Annotated in this window: 18 protein-coding genes and 1 other annotated feature; of the genes, 4 read left to right on the top strand and 14 right to left on the bottom strand. The window is 29.3% G+C overall.

Annotation, left to right across the window (positions count from 1 at the left end; all coding sequences use genetic code 11):
* Nucleotide 1: 1 nt before the first annotated feature.
* From L3B96_RS04940 to L3B96_RS04930, 3 genes are all read right to left on the bottom strand, one after another.
* Nucleotides 2-994 carry an iron ABC transporter permease gene (locus L3B96_RS04940; protein ID WP_012058365.1) on the bottom strand — a complete coding sequence of 331 codons (993 nt, stop codon included), beginning with the start codon at nucleotides 992-994 and terminating at the stop codon, nucleotides 2-4.
* Nucleotides 981-1,931: an ABC transporter substrate-binding protein gene (locus L3B96_RS04935; protein WP_238859036.1), complete on the bottom strand. Its 951-nt coding sequence runs from the start codon at nucleotides 1,929-1,931 to the stop codon at nucleotides 981-983. The genes L3B96_RS04940 and L3B96_RS04935 overlap by 14 nt, the downstream gene beginning before the upstream one ends.
* A gap of 368 nt (nucleotides 1,932-2,299) precedes the next feature.
* Nucleotides 2,300-3,919, bottom strand: a complete 1,620-nt coding sequence (locus L3B96_RS04930) for an N-acetylmuramoyl-L-alanine amidase family protein (RefSeq protein ID WP_238859035.1) — start codon at nucleotides 3,917-3,919, stop codon at nucleotides 2,300-2,302.
* Between the two features lie 214 nt (nucleotides 3,920-4,133).
* Here L3B96_RS04930 and L3B96_RS04925 point away from each other — a divergent pair, with 214 nt between their 5' ends.
* The 3 genes from L3B96_RS04925 to ahpF all read left to right on the top strand — a co-directional run bounded on the left by L3B96_RS04925 (nucleotide 4,134) and on the right by ahpF (nucleotide 7,399).
* Nucleotides 4,134-5,135 carry an AraC family transcriptional regulator gene (locus tag L3B96_RS04925; protein ID WP_236898509.1) on the top strand — a complete coding sequence of 334 codons (1,002 nt, stop codon included), beginning with the start codon at nucleotides 4,134-4,136 and terminating at the stop codon, nucleotides 5,133-5,135.
* A gap of 159 nt (nucleotides 5,136-5,294) precedes the next feature.
* Nucleotides 5,295-5,858 carry an alkyl hydroperoxide reductase subunit C gene (ahpC, locus tag L3B96_RS04920; protein ID WP_017212628.1) on the top strand — a complete coding sequence of 188 codons (564 nt, stop codon included), beginning with the start codon at nucleotides 5,295-5,297 and terminating at the stop codon, nucleotides 5,856-5,858.
* An 11-nt stretch (nucleotides 5,859-5,869) separates the two neighbouring features.
* Nucleotides 5,870-7,399: an alkyl hydroperoxide reductase subunit F gene (ahpF, locus tag L3B96_RS04915; RefSeq protein WP_238859034.1), complete on the top strand. Its 1,530-nt coding sequence runs from the start codon at nucleotides 5,870-5,872 to the stop codon at nucleotides 7,397-7,399.
* A gap of 106 nt (nucleotides 7,400-7,505) precedes the next feature.
* Here the strand turns inward: ahpF and L3B96_RS04910 are convergent, their stop codons facing one another.
* From L3B96_RS04910 to L3B96_RS04860, 11 genes are all read right to left on the bottom strand, one after another.
* Nucleotides 7,506-7,661 (bottom strand): hypothetical protein, encoded by a 156-nt coding sequence (locus L3B96_RS04910; RefSeq protein ID WP_012058359.1) that lies wholly within the window; start codon nucleotides 7,659-7,661, stop codon nucleotides 7,506-7,508.
* Between the two features lie 146 nt (nucleotides 7,662-7,807).
* A complete protein-coding gene (locus L3B96_RS04905; RefSeq protein ID WP_238859033.1) occupies nucleotides 7,808-8,443 on the bottom strand; it encodes an ankyrin repeat domain-containing protein in 636 nt (211 codons plus the stop codon).
* Nucleotides 8,444-9,928: 1,485 nt separating this feature from the next.
* On the bottom strand, nucleotides 9,929-10,594 hold the full coding sequence (locus L3B96_RS04900; protein WP_012058357.1) for a cell wall-binding repeat-containing protein: 666 nt from the start codon (nucleotides 10,592-10,594) through the stop codon (nucleotides 9,929-9,931).
* Between the two features lie 403 nt (nucleotides 10,595-10,997).
* Nucleotides 10,998-12,869, bottom strand: a complete 1,872-nt coding sequence (locus L3B96_RS04895; RefSeq protein ID WP_238859032.1) for a hypothetical protein — start codon at nucleotides 12,867-12,869, stop codon at nucleotides 10,998-11,000.
* 193 nt (nucleotides 12,870-13,062) lie between these two features.
* The gene (gatB, locus tag L3B96_RS04890; protein WP_017212623.1) at nucleotides 13,063-14,502 is read right to left on the bottom strand and encodes an Asp-tRNA(Asn)/Glu-tRNA(Gln) amidotransferase subunit GatB; all 1,440 of its coding nucleotides are present in this window, start codon (nucleotides 14,500-14,502) and stop codon (nucleotides 13,063-13,065) included.
* 13 nt (nucleotides 14,503-14,515) lie between these two features.
* On the bottom strand, nucleotides 14,516-15,955 hold the full coding sequence (gene gatA / locus L3B96_RS04885; RefSeq protein WP_238859031.1) for an Asp-tRNA(Asn)/Glu-tRNA(Gln) amidotransferase subunit GatA: 1,440 nt from the start codon (nucleotides 15,953-15,955) through the stop codon (nucleotides 14,516-14,518).
* 15 nt (nucleotides 15,956-15,970) lie between these two features.
* Nucleotides 15,971-16,255 carry an Asp-tRNA(Asn)/Glu-tRNA(Gln) amidotransferase subunit GatC gene (gene gatC / locus L3B96_RS04880; RefSeq protein ID WP_012058353.1) on the bottom strand — a complete coding sequence of 95 codons (285 nt, stop codon included), beginning with the start codon at nucleotides 16,253-16,255 and terminating at the stop codon, nucleotides 15,971-15,973.
* Between the two features lie 255 nt (nucleotides 16,256-16,510).
* Nucleotides 16,511-17,800, bottom strand: a complete 1,290-nt coding sequence (aspS, locus tag L3B96_RS04875; RefSeq protein ID WP_238859030.1) for an aspartate--tRNA(Asn) ligase — start codon at nucleotides 17,798-17,800, stop codon at nucleotides 16,511-16,513.
* A gap of 126 nt (nucleotides 17,801-17,926) precedes the next feature.
* Nucleotides 17,927-18,183 (bottom strand) — a binding site (T-box leader).
* A gap of 202 nt (nucleotides 18,184-18,385) precedes the next feature.
* On the bottom strand, nucleotides 18,386-18,940 hold the full coding sequence (locus L3B96_RS04870) for a GNAT family N-acetyltransferase (protein ID WP_238859029.1): 555 nt from the start codon (nucleotides 18,938-18,940) through the stop codon (nucleotides 18,386-18,388).
* Between the two features lie 276 nt (nucleotides 18,941-19,216).
* Nucleotides 19,217-20,329, bottom strand: a complete 1,113-nt coding sequence (locus L3B96_RS04865) for an amidase domain-containing protein (protein ID WP_238859028.1) — start codon at nucleotides 20,327-20,329, stop codon at nucleotides 19,217-19,219.
* A gap of 33 nt (nucleotides 20,330-20,362) precedes the next feature.
* Nucleotides 20,363-21,265: a M15 family metallopeptidase gene (locus L3B96_RS04860; RefSeq protein WP_238859210.1), complete on the bottom strand. Its 903-nt coding sequence runs from the start codon at nucleotides 21,263-21,265 to the stop codon at nucleotides 20,363-20,365.
* A 370-nt stretch (nucleotides 21,266-21,635) separates the two neighbouring features.
* Here L3B96_RS04860 and L3B96_RS04855 point away from each other — a divergent pair, with 370 nt between their 5' ends.
* The gene (locus L3B96_RS04855) at nucleotides 21,636-23,045 is read left to right on the top strand and encodes a peptide MFS transporter (RefSeq protein WP_061114829.1); all 1,410 of its coding nucleotides are present in this window, start codon (nucleotides 21,636-21,638) and stop codon (nucleotides 23,043-23,045) included.
* Nucleotides 23,046-23,072 lie beyond the last annotated feature (27 nt).

Below are 23,072 nucleotides of genomic sequence, written 5' to 3'. Positions count from 1 at the left end.
ATCAACCTTTCTCCTTTCTTGCTACAGCTATAAAGAATGGAACTCCTATTAAGGCTGTGAATATTCCAATTGGGGTTTCATAAGGATTTAAAAACATTCTTGCAGCAATATCAGCATAAGTTAAAAGAACTGCTCCAAGTAAAAAAGAACAAGGTATGTTTATCCTATAATCTTCTCCTAAAATTTTTCTTACAATCTGAGGTACAATAAGTCCAACAAAACCAATATTTTTACCAACAGCAACTGCACCTGCACACATTGGTATCATAACAAGTAAAGTTATTAATCTTATTTTCTCAGGATTTTGCCCAAGGCTTATTGCAACATCATCTCCAAGACTTAATATATTTATCTTTTTTGAAAGTAAAAGTGCAATTATTAAACCTATAGTTGCAATCACTGAAACTAATTTAAAATCTAACCAGGTTGCATTTCGAAAACCTCCAGCTACCCAGAAAGCAAGAAGTTGAGATTGGTTTGATAATAACCCTACAATAGTTGTAAGAGAAATAAAAAAGGTACTCATAGCAGTTCCTGCTAAAAGTATTTTTGTAATTGAACTATTATTTGCTTTTTTTGATATAAAACCTATTACTATAATTCCACTAAATATTGAACCAATTAAGGCTGCTATCATAACATTTGTAGTATTTATTGAAATTCCCATAGCATAAAATATTGCAATAACCAAAGTAGCTCCCTGGCTTACACCAAGAAGCGATGGTTCTGCTATTGGATTTCTTGTAACTCCCTGGATCATAGCTCCAGTTACCCCCAAAATCCCTCCTGTAAATAATACGCATAGAACTCTAGGAATACGTACATCTCTAATAAGTACAAGTTCAAGTCGTTCACTATAGTTAAAAATACTATGCCATATTTCAGAAATTCCAATCTGGGTAGCTCCTAGGCTTACGCCTAGGATTAGCCCAACTATGAGAATAAAAATACTACAAACTGTAAAAGTTATTGCATTTTTATTATTTCTTTTCATTTAACTTCTCCACTATTTCATCTAAAAGTTTTTCTCTTCCTATTGAGCTATAGCCTTGATTAAAGTAAGGTGAAGATGGTAATTTAACAACCTTGCCATTCTTTACTGCTGGAAGTCCATTCCATATTGCATTTCCTTCAAGAGTTTTTGAGTCTTCATCAGTTGCAAGAACGAATATATTATCTGCTTTTATTGCTGCAAGTCCTTCATAAGTTACAACTGGTAAGCTTATATCTGTCTGCTCTGGCATACCTTCTGGTTTATTTAAACCCATATCTTCATATAATACATTTCCAAATCCAGCTCCATCAAATACATAAAATTGACCACCGCTAGCTAAGAAGGATAAATAAGTTGCATCTTTCCCCTGAGTTTCCTTAATCTTATCTCCTGCTTCTTTTGCTTTTTTATCATAATTTTCTATCCAATTATTTGCTGCATCTTCTTTGTCAAAAACTTTTGCTAAATTCTTAACATCTTCCTTCCAATTTAATGCTTCTGATTTAATCATAACTGTTGGTGCAATTTCTTTTAACTGATTATACATTTTTTCCTGTACTGTTGAAATTATTATTAAGTCAGGATTTAAATTCATTATTGCTTCAATGTCCATAGTGTCCTGCATGCTATAACCTACTATTGTTGCATCCTTTAATGTATCTTCTAAATATGTAGGTAATTTTTTATAATTATAAGCATCACTATTAGCTGTTCCTATTACTTTATATCCTAAAATTGATAAAACATCACTCTTACCACTTAAATCAACTATTCTTTGAGGATTTTCTGGAATTTCAATTTCTCCTTTAACATCAGTTACTTTAACAGTTTTATTCTCCTCTTTTACTGTAGAATTGCTTGTATTTGTACACCCAACAAATATCATTGACGTTAAGCAAACTGCTAAAAGTTTCTTAGCCACTGAAATTTTCTTCATTTTGTATCTTCCTTTCATAATTTATATTTTTTCCACTATCTAGCTACTGTGAAAATCCCATCTAGAGCAATGGGCAAAGTGAATTACACTCTACATTTCTATTAAGGTAGAGACTAAGTAATACATTTCTATACAGAGTAACCATTCATTATAAAAATCCAACTCAAATTTATACATAGATCATATTCTATCTGAATTAAGTTCCACTTTATTATTTCCGACAAAAACAATTGTATATGACATTCATTCTCATTTCAATATTTGCACCAGATTTAATTATTTTTGCACCTTAATTGATTATTTTTTGTTTATATATGAATTAAATAACTTTATAATATCAATCACTTAAGTCTGAAACATATTAAAAATTATTGAATCAAATCCCCATTAATCCCCAGTTTATATCCATCAACCGTAGTATCATAAAGCATTTCTCCTGATGTATTTAAATAATACCATTTTCCACTCTCATTTAGCCATCCAGTTTTCATCGCTCCGTTTTCGCTTAAATAGTACCATTTGCTATTTTCATTAATCCATCCTGTCTGCATTATTCCAAAAGAATTTAAATAATACCATTTATTCTCGTCGTAAAGCCATCCAGTAGCTTTAATATACTCTGGCTTATTATAACTCCAGCTTCCATCGGTATTCATTATCCATCCTAATTTTTTTGCTAAAATCTCTTCTGGCCCAGATCCTTCTACCTTTATCTCTTCTGTATCCTCTGATTTTATTGAGTAAACATCAACATCTTCACTCCAAATTATCATATGATTTTCATCATAAACCGATAAATTATCCATAGATCCATCTACCTTATAAATCTTATCCCATTCACTGTAATTATCAAATTTATATACAATTCCATTTTCAACCTTCCATAGGTTCCCATTCGTATCGATATCTATATTTTTTATTTCTTCTGGATCAATATTATAAGCATATACATAATTTTGATTTCCTCGCTCTTCATATAATGAAATAGTTTGAATTGTTATTGTTCCTGAATCTTTTATATACTCTACTATATATCCTCCTGCAACACTTATTTTGGCCCCATCAAGTAGACTTACAGATGTTCCATCTGTACCAGAAAGTATATATGTAACTGTATTTTTAGCATAGTTAGCACCGTCTATCTTATCTTCAGCCTGCTCTTTTGAAATCTTTTGTATAGCTAGAAAACTTACTGTTTTACCATCATTTTCACTTGTATCAAATGCATTTCTAGCATTTACGTCAACCCCATCTATTTTACTTATTATTTCATCACTTTCAATAGTAACCTTTGCAGTTCTATATATATAATCTGCATCTTGTCCGAGTACATTTGACTCTGAAACGTATGCTCTGGTTCCTTCTTTTTTATCTATTGTATTTGTTAATGTAATAATATTGCTCGACGTTGTTGCTACCTTAATTTTGCCTAAATTGTAATCTGCATCTATATAATTTCCTTCTGAATCTGTATAAATATCATAACCATCATAATTAGTAGCATACCAGCTTTTACTGAATTTAGTATTAGGGATTTCAACTAAATCTTTTTTCAAACTAGTATCTGAGTATCTTCCCTTAGTGTTTTTTCTTATCTTTCTTGATAACGCCAAGTATGCATTATCTATATCATCCTCTATTAAGTTGTTTTTCGACAACTTACCATTTGACATGTCCAAATAGTAATCTCCATAGTTCATCTCAATATATTTATCTAAGTATGTTCTATAAACTTCTCTTTCAATATCTATATCATTAATTTCAGTATACTTATCTCCATTTAAATAATATGCCCCTTCATTTTCAGCCTCTTTTGTCTCTCCCTTAATATAAAACTTACCGTCTTTATAAGCCGCTGCTTCATAAATAGTTCCTTCTTCTGATGGTATTCTAGGATAAGTCTCTGCCTTAACTTGCATTGAACCCGTCACTGACACAATTGCTGCTAAAGCTAAAACTGATTTAATTTTATTTGTTCTTCTTTTCATAATTCCCTCCGACTTCTAACTTTTCTAAAATATACTTTACAACATTTTATAATTAGTTTAGAATTTATTCTTAACCAAAGCAATTGTAGATGATATTCATTCTCAATGCAATATTCACATCTAATTTAATTAGTTTTACATCTTAACTAATCATTTTCTTGTTTTGAGTATCTATATCATATGTCTAATAATATAAAAATTAAAGGAGTATTTTATGATTGTAAAATCTAGTGATGAGTTTAAAGCCGCAGTCTTAAAAAAATTGAATTTTAGTAAAATTGAAAATGAAAATTATACTTTATATACAAATAAGGATAGACCCGAATTTGGTCATTGCATTATTTATTCAAGGGATGGATATTATAGTTTAGGTATTGCGGATTATACTATTCCTAAAGACTTTTCCTTATCCTTTTCTAACCCTGAGCTACTAATGCGTTTTGGATTAGTTTATAAGGGAGTCACAGAATTTCAGCTTGAAAATAATCCTGTATCCTCTTTTACGCCTTCTTCATTCTTTGTTGTAGAAAAAGATTTAAAAGGAAAACAAAAATGGGCAAAAGGTCAGCATTATCATGGAACTGAAATAACTATACATGAAAAATATTTCACCGAAATTATAAAACCTAATTTTTCTAATGCGATCGATTTTGATTCTTTCATTAGAAATTATACATATATCTATCTTCCTCTAGAAATTACAGAAATTATCCGTCAACTACAAAGCTTAGCTAATAAAAACTTATTAAATAGTATTTACTTGGAAAGTAAAATATTAGAATGTATTGCTATTTTAATAAACGAGGTCAATAAATCTCCTGAGAATGCTTTTACTAATCAGATTGACTATGGAAACATTAATATTGGTAATAATAGAATAGTAAGATTAACCTCTTTTGATATTCGTGCTATTCAAAAAGCTCATGATATTTTATCTAATAACTATCATAATCCTCCAAATATAAATAGCTTAAGTAAGATGGTCTTTTTAAATGAGCAAAAATTAAAGGCAGGATTTTCAAAATATTATCATATGTCGATTGGTGAATATACAAATCATATTAGAATGATTATTGCTGCAAATCTTTTATCAACAACAGATTTAAGTATCGAGGAGATAGCATATAAGGTTGGATACAATTACTCTGCTAATTTTGCTAAAATGTTTAAGAAAACATATGGAAAAACACCTTTAAATTTTAGAAAACTCAAGTAAAAATATTACTAAAAGAATTTTTACATAATGGTATTGACAAATTATAATTTAGATTTATAATTATCTTAAGTGATAATCATTATCATTATTAAATAATAATATTTAATAAAATATAAATATAGTTTAAATATAAAAATGAATTTTAGGAGGTAATATATTATGTCATTAATAGGAACAGAAGTAAAACAATTTAAAGCATCAGCTTACAAAAACGGTGAATTTATAGATATCACTGAAGAAAATTTCAAAGGTAAATGGAGTGTAGTTTGTTTTTATCCAGCAGATTTCACATTCGTATGCCCTACTGAATTAGAAGATTTACAAGATAATTATGAAACTTTAAAGGGGCTTGGTGCTGAAGTATATTCAGTTTCAACAGATACACACTACACACATAAAGCATGGCACGATAGTTCAGAAGCCATCAAAAAAATAACTTATACTATGATTGGTGATCCTTCACATACATTATCTCGCAACTTTGATGTATTGATTGAATCTGATGGTCTTGCAGATCGTGGTACTTTTATCATAGATCCAGATGGTGTTATTCAAGCAATTGAAATTAATGCTGGCAATATCGGTCGCGATGCAGCTGTAATAGTAAATAAAATTAAAGCTGCTCAATATGTTAGAAATAATCCTGGCGAAGTTTGCCCAGCAAAATGGAAAGAAGGCGCATCAACACTTAAACCAAGCCTTGATCTTGTAGGAAAGATCTAAGAGGTACGCCTATGATACTAGATAAAGATATAAAACAACAATTAGCTCAATATCTTGAGCTTATGGAAGGCACTGTACTTATAAAAGTCAGTGCTGATTCCGATGATATATCCAACACTATGGTTTCTCTCGTAGATGAACTAGTTTCTATGTCTCCAAAAATAAAAGCTGAAAAATCAAAGTTATTAAGAACTCCTAGCTTTAGCATAAATCGTACTGATGAAGAAACTGGTGTAGCTTTTGCAGGAATCCCTTTAGGACATGAATTTAATTCATTAGTACTAGCTCTTCTACAAGTTAGCGGAAGAGCCCCAAAAATTGATCAGAAAACAATTGATTCAATTAAGAACATTAAAGGAGAATACCATTTTGAAACTTATATTAGTTTAAGCTGTCATAACTGCCCAGAAGTTGTTCAATCTCTAAATTTAATTAGCATCCTTAATCCAAAGGTCACTCATACAATGATTGATGGTGCCGTTTTTAAAGAAGAGATAGAAAGTAAAAATATACTTGCAGTACCATCAGTTTATTTAAATGGAGAATTCTTTGCAAGTGGCCGCATGACTATCGAAGAAATTCTTGCAAAAATCGGAGAAGCCCCAGTTTCAGAAAATTTTGCAGATAAAGATCCATACGATGTGCTTGTTGTTGGCGGCGGTCCTGCAGGTGCAAGTGCTGCTATTTATGCAGCTCGTAAAGGCATTCGTACTGGAATTATCGTTGAACGTTTTGGTGGTCAAGTATTAGATACTATAGGTATTGAAAACTTTATAAGTATTAAATATACAGAAGGCCCTAAACTTGCAGCAAGCCTTGAAGAGCATGTCAAAGACTATAACGTTGATATAGTAAACTTACAACGTGCTAAGACTATAGAAAAAAAAGACCTTATTGAGATTGAACTAGAAAATGGTGCACGTTTAAAGAGTAAAACGGTAATAATTTCGACAGGTTCCCGCTGGAGGAATGTCGGTGTTCCTGGAGAAGAAGAGTTCAAGAATAAAGGTGTGACATATTGTCCTCACTGTGATGGCCCTTTATTTAAAGGGAAACATGTTGCAGTCATCGGTGGAGGTAATTCAGGCATCGAAGCTGCCATTGACCTTGCTGGAGTTGCTAGTCAGGTAACTGTTTTTGAATTTATGCCAGAACTTAAAGCAGATTCAGTTTTGCAAGATCGTCTTTACAGTTTGAATAATATAACCGTCTTAAAAAATGTTCAGACTAAAGAAATTACTGGAACTGATAAGGTAAATGGAATTACCTATATTGAACGTGACACAGGAGAAATTAAGCATGTTGAATTAGATGGTGTATTTGTCCAAATTGGACTTGTGCCAAATACTGATTGGTTAGGAGAAACAGTCGATCGTAATAAGTCAGGCGAAATTATAATTGATAACCATGGTGCTACTAATGTACCAGGAGTATTTGCTGCAGGAGATTGCACTAATACCCCATACAAGCAAATAATTATTTCCATGGGATCAGGAGCAACAGCTGCCTTAGGCGCATTTGACTATCTAATAAGAAACTAATAAAAGAATCCCTTTGCTATAAAAACTATTACTGCAAAGGGATTCCTTATTTTTTCTTATATTCTAAATTATTATTTTAATCTAAGAATTAGAACTATTTTAAATTTCAATTCTTTCCAACTATTCCATCTGTTTTTCCTCTACCTTTATCTTTGTTATTAGGAAAACCAATTTCTGCACCAACATCTGACTTTACCGTATTTGAGTCAGTTCTTTTTCTAGATAGTGAATTTTTATGCACTCCGCTATTATTTAATGACATTTGAATCTACCTCCTTAATCATAATTTTATTCTGCAGTAATATGTTAACCACAATTATAAATTATACTCGGTAGTAATATTATCATAAAAAAGATTCTAAAATTATATAACTAAGTTTAACTACTCTATAGTATCTAAACACTTAATTATGCACTTCTCTTTGCTCCATGTTCCATCAATATATTTTCAATAGATTTATTTTTACACAGATATAGTGGTGTGTGACCTAAATTATTCTTTGAATTTATATCTAGTCCAAGAGAAACTACTTCGTTTAAGTATTCTTGAAACTTATCAGTATCACGACAAGTTAAATAGTCATCATGCAAAATAGTATTGCTATACTTATCTCTATGTTTAATATCTGCACCATATTTAATAAGAAGATTTAAAAGCTCTACCGAATAATTAAAGTTACAATAAAAGATAGGAGTTTTTCCTGATATATTTTCAGCATTTACTTTAGATCCCTTCTCTAACAGTAATTTAATGACGTCCATCTTAGGACTTACTCTCGCACAGATTCTATGTAATGGTAGTTCTTTCAAATAACTTTGATTACTATTTATATCAGCACCATTGTTTACTAGAAATTGTATTATGTCAAAGTAATTTTTCTCACAATTATCTATAGCAAAATGAAGCAGGCTAGTATCATTATATTTTTCATTAATATCTCCGCCATTTGTTATAAAATTTTTAAGTTCCTCCAAATCCCCTTCTTTTATTATTTTCAAAATAGATTTTGGTCTTGAACCAAACAAAATTTCATGAATGTTCATGATAATTACCTCCAATAAATTACTATATATCTTTTAGTGATTTTTAGTTCGAATTATTTCCTCACAAGTGAATACTTTCTTTTTTAATTCATCTATACATTTTAACATCTGTTTCATCAGTTTTTCAATGCTAATATTCTTTAAATTATATCTATATATCTATCAAGGTCATAAAAATATCCTTCATAAGTTTTAAATTTAAATAATATGCATATTAATATACAATTTTATATTTTCTAGTAATTTAATATCTCTTTATATATCATCTAACTAAATTAAACTAATCATTTTATCTGAATAAAATGCATGTATATTTATACAATATTTTGACATTATTTGTAGTATGATTTTTTTTGAAAATTTATTTTATGTAGATTATAATTTATTTTATGTGTATAAATTAGTAAAAAGAGGTACTATCATGAATAGATTTGAATTATTTAAGTTAAGATATAATATACGTTTAAGAAAATGTCTCCTAAATAATATGCTTTGTATTCTTTCTCCTAGAAATAAAATAGTTATCCGTATTTCTCAAAATCTGGACAAGCACATTGTTAAATATCAAAAAAAGGCCTAAGAATGAGGATCTTAGCCCTTTTTTGATGATTACTCATCCCTCTCATAATCATTAATTTTATACCCATCCTTATTTTACTATCTTTCAACAATATCTTCACTTATTTTTGTATTACTTTTTTATGTGTATTTTTATCTTTTTCTACAATATCTCGGTATAAATTTATTTTTTCGTGTCGTTTTAAGATTTAACATAGGATATGTAGTATTTTCATGTCATTGATTGTAATACGATTTATTTTGATAAAAAACTCCATGCATTTTATACTTTAATTGTACGAATCTACTTCAATACTCTCTAATTTTAGAGCGGCTTATTTCCTTGATAAGTCGTTCTTTTTTATAATCATTTTTTGAATAAATTCAGAAAACTAACGCAACAAAAATCTATCAATCCAACTTTATTCCTATATAAATATTTTTAATGACTATTAAACTTTATTTTTTAGTTCTTCTTTTCTTATAGTAAACGGTCTACTTTTTTGTATAGATAAACAATTTAATAATTAGACTTATTAGATGAACATATTCGCCAAGTTGCTAAAACTTTGAGTCCATATCTTCACTAGAAATCATAAATATATTTTCATAGCTTTTTAGAACAAAATATTTATGATTTCGGAAGTTACCACATAAATTTAGTTTTAGAGTTGGGTGTCTGCATATCAGTGCTAAAAATTTAAATATTTATTTTGTTTATATTAAGTTAATAAATTTGACACAATCATGTAACATTAATAATATACAATTAAACTTGTAAAGTAGTTAAAGCATTATTATTTATCCCCTTAAATAATAATAAAAGAATGACTTATTTCCCTAACTAAGTCATTCTTTTTTTGTACTGAACAATATTATTTAAGCACTTAGAAATACTCAATATCACCAATACATAAAATGTTATTATCATCTTGTAACTGTACTTTGTAAAGCTCCATAATCATCAAATTGATAACTCTTGCCTGCATCCAAAATAGAAGTATTAACCATTTTCCCTCTTAGATTTTCGACATCAGTATCTGATTCTCCATCAAAATTAGAAAAGTAGAACCAATTTCCATTAATGCTTTTCCATCCTAAACAGCGTTTTCCGTTCTCCATGTAATACCAGTTAAAACCTTTGGCACTACCCAATTGCTTCCATCCAGTAAAATTCTGTCCATTTTCTGTATAGTACAAATAGTTATTTTTATTTATCATTTTACCAATAACTTTATCATTCTCTATATAATAGTAATTATTAGATATATTCTTGTTTTCTCCATTTTCAATTTTCCATTTATAAGAATTTGAATCTTCATATTTTCCGCTAGGATTGCTTGCTGCAACTCCATTTGAATATATTCTATAACCATTTATTTGCGTATCTTTAGCCATATATCCATTTTGATAGAAATAATACCAATTTCCATCAACTTTTCTCCAACCAGTAGCCCATAGATTTCCTTCACTATACCACCATCCAATATTATCTTGCTTCCATGATGCGTTTGCCCCTACTGGGTTCAATAGCATTATTGATGTGGCGATCATTGATAAAGCTACGGCTTTTTTCCAACAGTTTTTTATCACGTTATCATCCCCTTAAACCTTTATATCATAATTATATATGATTTACATATTTTGTCAAACTAATAATATGCATTGTTGTATTCATTTACCAAATTCATATTATTTTAAATTATGCAATATAGCAAAAATATAGTCCACATAAATTAATTATAATTTTAAGTGTAAATAAAAAAACTTCAGTTTTAGATGATTTCATAATACTGAAGTTTTTATATATAATCTATAACCTAATCGCTAAATAAAATTAAAATTTATCAAACCAATTTAATATATATTCTGCAATGCACAATGCACATTTCACAATTCACAATTGCAGCTAAAATTCTTGTGCTGTTTTTAGAATTATGATGAAAAATTATTTCTGCAATATATATTACCTAGCATTTATCTGCATTTCTATCTTTCATTGAAGTCGAACTTCATATCTAACTATATTATCACTAATTTTTTTGAACATCTCTTTAAATGCACTATAAAAATCATCCATAGTTATATTTGTTTCAATTTCCAAGGCCTTGTATAAATTATTTGTATTAAATTTTTTTCTTGATATATTTGCTAGAAATGCACTTTCAAAATAATTTATAGCGTTTTCTTCAAGCCTTCCTTTAATAGATTTTATTAATTTTTCTTTATCTTCTTTAGAGATTTCGCCATTAACACTTACTAAAATTTTATTTTCATTAGGATTAAACCCAACTGTTTGATAACCATAATCAACCATCATTTTTAATATTCTTTTGCTATCCGTATAATCGCCACTCCTCATACTAAAATCAATTGGTTTATTATCTTTTCTTGTAGTTAAACATTTTGTAACTTTATATTCTTTATAATTATCTTTGCGATTTCTTATTATTGTATTAATCTCACTGTAAGTATATTTTTTACACTTCCTATCAATTTTTTCATTTTCATCACCAATGATTCTCTTCCACTGATCGACTAGATATCCATTATATCTTTCATAAAGCATTCCCATAAGAGCTTGCACTATCATTCTCTCTTGATTCAAAGAAATACTAATTAATCCGTCCTTATTTGATGATTTTATCTTTATAGGATTTCCTAATCTTTCGCTTTCTTTTCTAATTAGTCTTAATAATTGTACAAAATCATTGTGTGTGTCCAATTTATCTAATGTTCTTTTGTTTATATCTTTAAATTGCTCTGTTACAATAACTTTATCTTCTTTGATTCCTAATTTTTTAGCTGTAGCATATTTCAATGTATCTATTAAATCTTCTCTGGAATTAGAATCTAATAAGTCGTTTTCAAATGAATGATTTTTATATGATTCAAACTCGTTTAAGACATAAAATATTCTCTTCTTTAACGTAGTAGCATTTATATTTTCTTTCAATTCCAAAAGATGTTCTAAATTATTACTACATTTAGATATAACCATAAATAATTCTTTATAATCCTCGCCAACACGATTTTCTATTGTCTTTGCTATATTTTCACCTTTAGGACAATCAATAAATATTATTCCTAAGTATCTCGCTTTGCTAGCAGGAAGCTTAATATATGCTCTTTCAACCATAAGATCACAGGAAGTATTTGTTCCGTAAATAACATTACACAAATTTCGGAAATCTCTATTTAAAAACTTATTAATATAATCTTGAGCTTCATTTGCATATTCATGCCCCTCTTCATTATGCTCATAGTATTTTGAAATCATTTTCAACCATTTGCTATAATGTTTATGAAACTCATCTTTGAAATCTTCAAAATAACTCTTCCATATATGCTCATCTTTCTCTTCAAAATTATCAGAGTCATCAGAAGAATTTATTTTCCCTAATTCAATAAGCAATTCATTAAAATTGATATCTTTAAACACATTTTGTATATTATTTACTTCATAAAATTTGATTAAGGAAACATTATTAATTTCATTGTTTAAAGAATTATAAAAAGCTTTCTTAAAACCTTCTTCACTAAAATTATCGTTTTTTACACAATTATCATTATCAAGAACTAGATACGCCTCATATAGTGATTTTATAATCTCATCTTTAAGTTTTTCAACCAAGCTAAGTTCATTTTTCAAGCATAAATAAACATTAATAAAATTGCTTTTTGTAGATGAACACAACATTTCTGTTGGAAAGCCAATATAGTTGTCATTTTTTAAAAAATCTGTTTCTTCAAAAATTCCATCTTTAATAACCACTTTTTGCAATTGAGATTTCCCTAAATTCTCAAGATCTATCACGTTTACCCTTGTCTTAGTTTCATTTTCAAATTTGTTTATGATATTCCCCATAATTTCCTCCCTTTATTAAAATATAATGGAGCTTGAGTATTTAACATATAAGTTAATATATAATATTAATTTTTGTAAATATTTATTCCAATAAAACAAGGCAAAATCCACAATTATTTAATTCATGAATTAGGTAAAACAAAAAGGAGAGCTTCTACATATATAATGCATGCTCTCCATTTCTATTTAATTTTTAAATCTCACTAAGTTTTTTGTCAACAAGTTCTTTAGCGACTTTTGGGTTCGCTTTACCTTTTGACAATTTCATTACTTGACCCATTAAGAATCCAGCACTTTGTGTCTTTCCTGCTTTAAAGTCTTCTACTGATTGAGGGTTATTTGCAATTACTTCATCAACTATTTTTTCAAGTTCATCAGACGAACTGATTTGCATAAGCCCTTTTTCTTCAATCATCTTCATTGGATCTTTGTTTTCATCAAAGATTTCATCAAGAACTTCTCTTCCTACATTATTGCTAATTTTACCTTCTTCAACTACCTTAAGAAGCTTTGCAAAGTTTTCAGCTTCAAGAGGCATATCTTCAGATTCCATTTTTCTATCATTTAATATTCTTAAAATATCACCTAATATCCAGTTAGAAGCAATTTTAGGCTTAGCACCTAATTCTACAACTTTTTCAAAGAAAGTAGCAAGTCCTTTATCACCTATTAAAATATCAACTTCTTTTTCTGTAAGTTCATATGAAGTTAAAAATCTTTCTTTCTTTTCATCTGGCATTTCAGGTAAAGATTTAGTTATTGTTTCAATTTGTTCATCATAGATTATGATTGGTGGTAAATCTGGTTCTACAACATATCTATAGTCATCTGCTTCTTCTTTAGATCTCATAGAGATTGTTTTACCTTTTGCAGCATCCCATCTTCTAGTTTCTTGAACTACCTTATGACCTTCTCCATAAGTGTAAAGTTCTCTTTGTCTTCTTTCTTCTTTTTCTAAAGCTTTTTGAAGTTCTCTAAATGAGTTAATATTTTTAAGCTCTACCTTAGTTCCATATTCTTTTTGCCCTACTGGTCTTAATGAAATATTAGCATCGCATCTTAATGACCCTTGTTCCATACGACAATCAGAAATTTCACCATATTCTAAAATTGATTTAAGCTTTTTCATAAACGCTACAGCTTCACTAACACTTCTCATATCTGGTTCTGTAACTATTTCTGCTAGAGGAACACCAACTCTGTTATAGTCTACTAAAGAAATTGGTTCTCCTTCTACGTGAACTAGCTTTCCAGCATCTTCTTCTATGTGAATTCTATTTAATCTAACTTTTACTTGCTTTCCTTCATGTTCAAATTCTACAAGCCCACCTGAACAGATTGGTAAATCAAATTGTGAAGTTTGATAATTTTTAGGAAGATCGGGATAAAAATAATTTTTTCTATCCATTTTGTTATATTTATTTATTGTACATCCTAGTGCAGTTCCTGCTTTTATTGCTAAATTTACAACTTCTTCATTAAGCACTGGAAGCGTTCCAGGAACCCCTGTGCATATTGGACATGTATTAGCATTAGGTTCTGCTCCAAATTTAGTTGAACAAGAGCAGAAAATTTTTGTCTTCGATTTTAATTCTGCATGTATTTCAAGTCCTATTACTGTTTCAAAATTCATCGTAATTCCCCTCCTATAATTCAATAGCTAAAGCTTGCTCTAAGCTATATGCAGCTTTGAATATTTTTTCTTCGCATAACATATCACCCATCAATTGAATTCCAATTGGTAAGCCTTCTTTGCTCTTTCCTGCTGGAATTGATATTGCTGGATTTCCAGCTAAATTAACATTAATAGTGTAAATGTCAGCTAAGTACATTGATAATGGATCGGCCTTTTTTTCACCAATTTTAAAAGGTAATACAGGTGAAACTGGTCCTACTATTAAGTCATATTTTTCAAAAGTCTTTTTAAGATCATATCTTAATTTTCTTCTAAAAGCATCTGCTTTCTTATAATAAGCATCATAATATCCAGAAGCAAGTGCATATGTTCCAAGCATTATTCTTCTCTTAACTTCTGCTCCAAAACCTTCAGTTCTACTGTTTTCAACTAATTCATCTAGATTTGTGTAATTTGGAGTCTTATAACCATATCTTATTCCATCATATCTATCTAAATTAGTACTTGCTTCAGCAGATGACATTATATAATAAGCTGCTAATCCATCCTTAATTATAGGAAGAGAAAATGTTTCAACTTCTGCTCCTAATTCTTTTAATTTATCTAAACTATTTTTTACTGATTCCTTAATTTCTTCATCTAATCCTTCACCAAAGAATTCTTCAGGGACACCGATTTTCATACCCTTAATTCCATCTTGAAGACCAGCAGTATAATCTATTTCTTTTAAATCTCTTATGCTTGTAGAATCATATTCATCAGTTCCAGAAATTATATTTAAAATATAAGCACTGTCTTCTACTGAATTAGAAAATGGTCCAATTTGATCTAATGATGAACCAAAAGCAATAAGTCCAAATCTAGAAACTAATCCATATGTAGGTTTTAATCCTACAACACCGCAAAATGCTGCTGGCTGTCTTATAGATCCACCTGTATCAGATCCTAACGACACTGGTGCGAATTTTGCTGCAACTGCTGCTGCTGATCCACCTGATGATCCTCCTGGAACTCTAGTTGTATCCCTTGGATTTAAAGTCTTTTTAAATGCTGAGTTCTCATTTGAAGATCCCATTGCAAATTCATCCATATTTGTCTTACCAATAATTATTGCATCTTCAGCTAATAATTTTTTTATTACAGTTGCATCATATGGTGGAATAAAATCTTCAAGCATTTTTGATGCACAAGTAGTGTTTACTCCTTCTGTACAAATATTATCCTTTATTGCTATTGGAATACCTGCAAGTCTTCCTAGAGATTCACCGGCTTTTACTTTAGCATCTATTTCTTTAGCTTTTGCTAACGCTTCCTCACAAGTAAGTGTTAAAAATGCATTTATAGTTGACTCGTTTTTTGTAATTTCTTCAATATATGATTGAACTAGTGCTTCACTAGTTAATTCTCTACTTTTAATTTTTTCTACCATTTCTTTAATATTCATTTGCATTATCTAGTCACCACCCTATTCAATAATCTTTGGTACTTTAATATAAGTCTCTTGCATATCTTTAACATTTCTAAATAAATCCTTACATTCGAATTGCTTAACTTCATCTTTTCTTACTACTGGCTTTAATTCTGCCTTATTATCTATATCTTCTTTAATATCTAAATCTAATTCATTTAAATATTGAAAATGCTCTAAAATATTTTCAAATTCTTTTGCAAATTTAGCAGCTTCTTCATCAGAAAATCTTAATTTAGAAAGCTTTGCTATATATTTTACTTCATCAATACTAACTTTCATTAATTTCACCTCATCAAATTTTTTATCATTTATAATGCTGTTTTAAAGCACTATGTTAAAATTCATTAACTTTACATAAACTAATTAGCTTTATTCAATAGAAGCTTTTTCAGGTTTCTATTGAATAACTTTTTTAAATGAAACTCGACTCGCATTCGCTCACTGAGTAAGTTCGAATATCCAAATGTAAAAGCTCACAGAGAAAGTTCTGCTAACCAAATATAAAATTTGGAGCATCACTTTTTGGATTCTCACTTAAGGTGTTAATCTCTTCATGTCTCTTGGGAATAATGATGCTTCTCTTATATTTCCAAGGTTTAATATTTGCATTGTGATTCTTTCTAGACCTATTGCAAACCCTCCGTGAGGTGGCATTCCATATTTAAATGTATCTAAATAAAAAGCAAAGTCTTCAAGCTTTAATCCTAATCTTTCCATTTTAGCTTTTAACATTTCATAATCATGTATTCTTTGACCACCAGTTGTAATTTCAACGCCTTTGAAGATCAAGTCAAAACTCTTTGTCATTTCTCTATTTTCTTCACATTCCATTGCATACATTGGTCTCTTAGCTGTTGGATATTCTGTTAGGAATACATAGTCACTATTATATTTTTCTTTAACATATTTATGGAATAGTGCTTCACCCTCATTATCAATATTTCCAACTGGAGATTTTTTATTAAATTCTGTTAATAAAATTTCTTGAGCTTTAGCAAGTGGAATTCTTGGAATATTAATTTCTTCTGGAAGAACTACATCAAATAATTTCAATTCTTCAGCGCATTTTTCATTTAAGTGTTTATATAAATATCTTATAAAGCTTTCTTCCATTTCCATAAGATCAGTTTCATCTTTTATAAATCCCATTTCAACATCTAAACTAACATACTCATTTAAATGTCTCCAAGTGTTGTGAAGTTCTGCTCTATATGCATAACCAACTTCAAATACTCTTTCAAAACCTGCTCCAACCATCATTTGCTTCCAGAATTGAGGACTTTGTGCAAGGAAAGCTCTTCTGTTAAAGTAATTAACAGTAAACATTTCAGATCCACCTTCTGTTCCAGAATGAGTTATCTTTGGAGTATGGATTTCTTCAAAATCATTACCCTTGAAGAACATTCTAAATGCTTCTTCAATTTCATTTTGAACCTTGAAAATTGCTTTTTTCTTAGGAATTCTAAGACTTATTGTTCTATAATCTAATTGAGTTTCAAGAGCAGCCTTTTCTTTAAAGCTTTGAATTTCAAATGGTAATTTATCATAATATACAGTTCCTGCTATTTTAATATCTGATACTTCAATTTCCATTCCCTTTGGAGCCTTTTCATTTTCGCGAACTATTCCAGTTACTTCTACTGCATTTTCAAGTCTTAAACCTTTAATTTGTTCCTTAGTACATACTAATTGAATTATCCCAGATTTATCTCTAAGTAAGATAAATGAAACATGTGAAAGATCACGAATTTTATGAATCCAACCTTTAAGTAATACTGTTTCTTCCCCGTTAACTGCTAAATCTTTAATAAATATTCTTTTCATGATTATTGCTCCTTTTCCCATATATTGATTATTTTTACATAAAATTTTTATAGATATTTTGTAAAAATAAATATTTTTATTTTAACTAAAATTTATTAACAAAAAAACTCGTCCCTATGCATAATGCATAGGGACGAGATTAACTCGCGGTACCACCCTAGTTAGTTTATAAGAAACTCACCTCAATGAAGTACAAAACATTATTGTTTTATACTCTCCACTTTTAACGGTATGGACCCGATTAAGCCTACTCTTTTAATATAAAATTTCGGTTAATAGCTCCGAAGTGTTCTTTCAATTCAAGACTCATACAGATATTCCACCATCATCTGCTCTCTAAAAATCATCTATTTGAATTTACTTTTCTTCATCATTGCATATATAAATTTTAATTTCTCAAAAATTAATTTCTTTATTAATTATAAGCACATTTGCTTTATGGAATTCATTATATTGCAAAATAATTTATAAATCAATACTTTTTTTAAAAATTTGTTAATGAATTTTCAAATTATACTTTTTTATGAATAATTTTCTTGAAATGCATTTTAAAATAAACTAAGTTTTTACAGTGCTTAGAGTTTATCATTTTAATTCTTTCATTAAAACAAATCTTCTTAATCCACCATATTTTAATTTATCTTCCATAACATTATACCCAAGTTTTTTAAATGTATTCAAACTATATTTATTATCAGGAAAAACTGTTGCACAAATACAATTCATTCCTGCTGTTTTGCTTATTTCTTCAAGAGATTCGCATATTATCTTTTGAAGTTTATTTCCTCTATAATCATCCAAAACCATGGTTGATTCAATCTGTCCCACCTTAAGAAGTTCTTCCCCTTGAATTTTTATATCATGTCCATAATTATGTTCATCGTATCCATATTCAATATATGCTCCTATAGCAATTAGCTCATCTTCATCTAACGAAACACAACCCAAGACTATACCTTTTTCATTTATAGCAGTTTCAAATTCTTTTTTATCTGAACATGCAAAAAATTCTTTATTATCTAATCTTGCATATACATCATCTTGTAATTTCATAATTTTATCGATATAGCTTACATCCAATAGTTTCAATTGGGCTTGTACAACACTTTTATCTTTTTTATTTAATACTATTTGTTTCATTCTACTTTAGTAAGAATACAACTATATTTCTTACTAGTCCCCCCCTTAATGATTAATATCTGATTTGTATTATACTATAATAATTTGATTATATAAAATTATATTACAATTCACAATGCACAGTTCACAGTTCCAATTAGGGTTATTCTTGCAATATTTTTTAGACTTATATCTATGAAGAAAACATTTTGAAATGAGCTGTTAAACAAATTTTATTCTTTAAATTTCAAATAAAGCCTTAAAGTGCATTTAATTACCCCTTAAGGCAAATTTTATTTAGTAATGAACTCTAATAAGCCAAAACTTAATTTTTTTATCACTCCATCCTAAATCCCATGGAACATTATTTCTATCCGTATTATGACATGTTACTAAAGAATATCCTTTAGAATCGACTCCTGTAACTGTCGATACATGGGTTATATCACCTTTCTTTTCGTATGCTATGAAATCTCCTGGAAGTAATTTATAAGAAGCCTTATATACCTTTTCATAACTTCCTCTAGCAATTACCGATGCTCTTCCGCTATTAATCATATAATGAGTGAACTTACCGGCATTTACCCAAGGACCTGTCGCACTCCCTTTGTCATAGTTCCATGTAGAATTTTCCTTGAATTTTCCTCCTTCGCGTAGTATTTGTGACGCAAAATTTGCACAATCTCCACCCTCTGGATTAAAATCTCTATATTTATTGTTATACTTAAAGCCATATTCCTCAATGGTTGCTGCTCCACAATATCTTTCTGCATATTCCTTTGCACCTTTTCTTTTTTCATTAATATTGGAAATATCCCTAAGAGGCTGTGATGATATATATTGTTTAATCTCATCTGCTTTAATATTTTCTAAACTTAATGAATCAGCAAATGGATCTGTATACCACTCCTTTGTTATTATCCAATTATTATCTCTCTTGCTTAATTGAAAAGAATGATAGGTCCCCATTCTTGAACTATTTATGACTTCCGGCTGATCCGGATATATATATTTATACTCTGTATTACAAATTAAACTAAAAGAGCATTTATTATCTCCAATTTTACATTTTTTGATTACCACTTTAGGAATTATATCCACAAATTGTATTCCCTGCTTTTCTGCCCAGTTATTAACATATTTAACCTTTTTTTCCTCATACTCATATGCCCATTGACCATATCTAGTATCAGTAGCATATAAGGCTTTAATTGAATCCAAATCTTTGCTAAGTATAGCTTTATTTTTTATTGCAAATATATTTTCTACAATACTTTTCACTTCATTATCAGTACTAGTATAAGCAAATACAATGCTACTTTTATCACTAGTAATCAATGATAAAAACACAATGAATACTAAGATGATTATAAATTTTGACCGGTTTTTTTTGATTTTAGAGAGTCGCATCTATAATACCCCTTTCTAAATTAAGTCATTCTACTACAATTTATTGTTAATTATTTCAATATACTTATTAGTTTCTTCGTTTAGAGGAACACCTTGGAACCATTCATCATTTTTATTCCAATTAGCAAAATATCTAGCTTTTAATATTATTTCTGGTCTATATTCAAAATGCAATATATCAAAATGTCCCCATTTTCCTCCCCACACGAAATTATTCTTTTCAAATGCTTCCACTAGTTCTTTAGGGTAATCAGAGAGTCTTTCCTTCCCAGCCTTTTCTGAACTCCACTTCCAATAATCCCTCTTATCACTTTTAAGATCAATTGCAATTCCATATGAATGTGGGCTTAGCCTTCCAGTTCCAGATATAACTCTATAGTTAAATGTTCCACTTGCAGGGTAAAGTATACTACCTATATCTGATCTTGATTTTGCTAAAGGCATTAATTCTTTTAAAGCTGCTTCTAAAGACGCATTAGCATCATTTTGCTTATTGAATTGATAATTAGTATATCCATACTTTAAGGTAGCTAAGTTTTTTTCAATTGCTCCCTTAGAATTTCCATATACTTCGCTTAATAACTCGTAATGCCTAGCTCTACCAGGATCAAAATTTTTATCCATGATCTCTGTATTTTTTTCTAACGGATAGTCTTCCTCTAACATATCTTGTAAATCAGGATTTGTTAACTTTAGTTCATGATTTTTTTCCTTTTTATCATCATAAATAATTTTCTTACCTGATTTCATAATTATATAAACTTCATCATCACTTTTCTTTTCTACATCTACTATATGTTGAGGATATGATAACATAAGAATCAAAATATCCTGCTTCATCTCTGTTTTGTAATCACTATCTTCTGATGCCTTTGAATCTATAGGAATGCTAAAAATAATAAAAAAACATATTATAAAATTACTAATTTTTCTTATCAATTATATTTCACCACCTTTTTAATCGTATAAATATATACTGTCCCAAGAATAAACATACTATGTACACTAATTTCTTATAAAAACTTAGTAAACAAATTTTAAAAATTCATAAGAAATCATATTTTTTAATTAATATGAAAAAATATGATTTTTTTATGAAAAGCCATCTTTTTTTAATATATTGCTAATTCAACAACTCTTTTTAGGGATTCTATTATTAAATTTTTTATATAGAATATTTAATTTTTAATATAAATACCACTATTACACGTTATAATTTAACATTTTTGTAACCAAAAATTTGCAAGTTGTCGAATTTGTTGCTAAAATTGTTATGTTAATAAAATATCAAAGAAAGAGGTTTATTATGGAACTTAAAAAAGACAGCGATATAATGATGAAAGAAGTTTCATCAAACGGATCAAGCAAAATGAAACACCCACCAGGTCTGTATATGTTATTTTTTACAGAAATGTGGGAAAGATTTAGTTACTATGGTATGAGAGCATTGCTTGTAATGTATTTAACTACAGAATTTATAAGAGGTGGACTTGGTGTAGATAAGGTATCTGCAATGACTATATATGCAAATTTCACATCTCTTGTATATCTTACACCACTAGCAGGCGGATATATCTCAGATAGATACTTAGGACAAAGAAAAGCTATCACCATTGGAGGAATAATAATAGCTCTTGGACAGTTAACATTATTCTCAAACCAAAGTATGACTACATTGTACATAGGTTTATTTTTACTTATAATCGGGAATGGTTTCTTTAAACCAAATATTTCAACAATGGTTGGTCATTTATATGCTGATGGCGATAAAAGAAAAGATTCAGCTTTCACTATTTTCTACATGGGAATAAACGCCGGATCATTTTTAGCACCTCTTATATGTGGTACATTAGCAGAAAAAACAATGGCTACTACACAAGCAGGTGAAATTATACACTACGGATTTAGATATGGTTTCTTAGTTGCAGGACTTGGAATGATTTTAGGACAAGTAATCTTTAATGGATTAGCGAACAAATTCCTTGGAGATATTGGTAAAGCACCTGTAGGTGTAGCTAAATCTAATTCCAATGATAATAAAGCAAAGGCTAAACCATTAACTACAAAAGAAAAACATAGAACTGCAGTTATTTTAATATTAACAGCTTTTGCTATAATATTCTGGACAGGCTTTGAACAAGCTGGAAGTTCACTTACTATATACACACAAGATTTTATAGATAGGTCAGTTGGTGGATGGGAAGTGCCAGTATCTTGGTTCCAATCACTAAATCCATTGTTTATATTAATACTTGGAATACCTATATCAAAGCTATGGTACAAATTAGCTTGTAGCAAGAGTGGTGACTTAAGTATTCCTCAAAAGATGGCAACAGGTTCAATACTATTAGGACTTGGTTTCTTACTTATGGTAGGTGCTGTTATGCAAAGAGGAGGAAATATAGAAGATACTGCTATTAAAGCTAACATGATATGGCTTGTAGGAACTTATTTCTTCCATACTGTTGGTGAACTTTGCTTATCACCAGTTGGGCTTTCAATGGTAAGTCAATTGGCGCCAGCTAAACTTGCATCTTTCCTAATGGGTGTATGGCTTCTAAGCAGCTTTGTTGCTAATCAAATAGCAGGAAGACTTGCTGGTTATACAGAAACTTTAGGACATTTACAAATATTCGCTGGAATAGCTGCTGTTTCAATTATAATGGGAATATTATTCTTATTATTTAATAAAAAATTAGCAGCAATGATGGAATAGTATATTATGAATAGAAGCTTGTCTTTA

Origin of the sequence: Clostridium sp. YIM B02569, assembly GCF_022320765.1 — a bacterium.
GTDB lineage: Bacteria > Bacillota > Clostridia > Clostridiales > Clostridiaceae > Clostridium > Clostridium beijerinckii.
The sequence above is the reverse complement of the archived record's forward strand: the minus strand, read 5'-3'. Positions and strand labels throughout refer to the sequence as shown.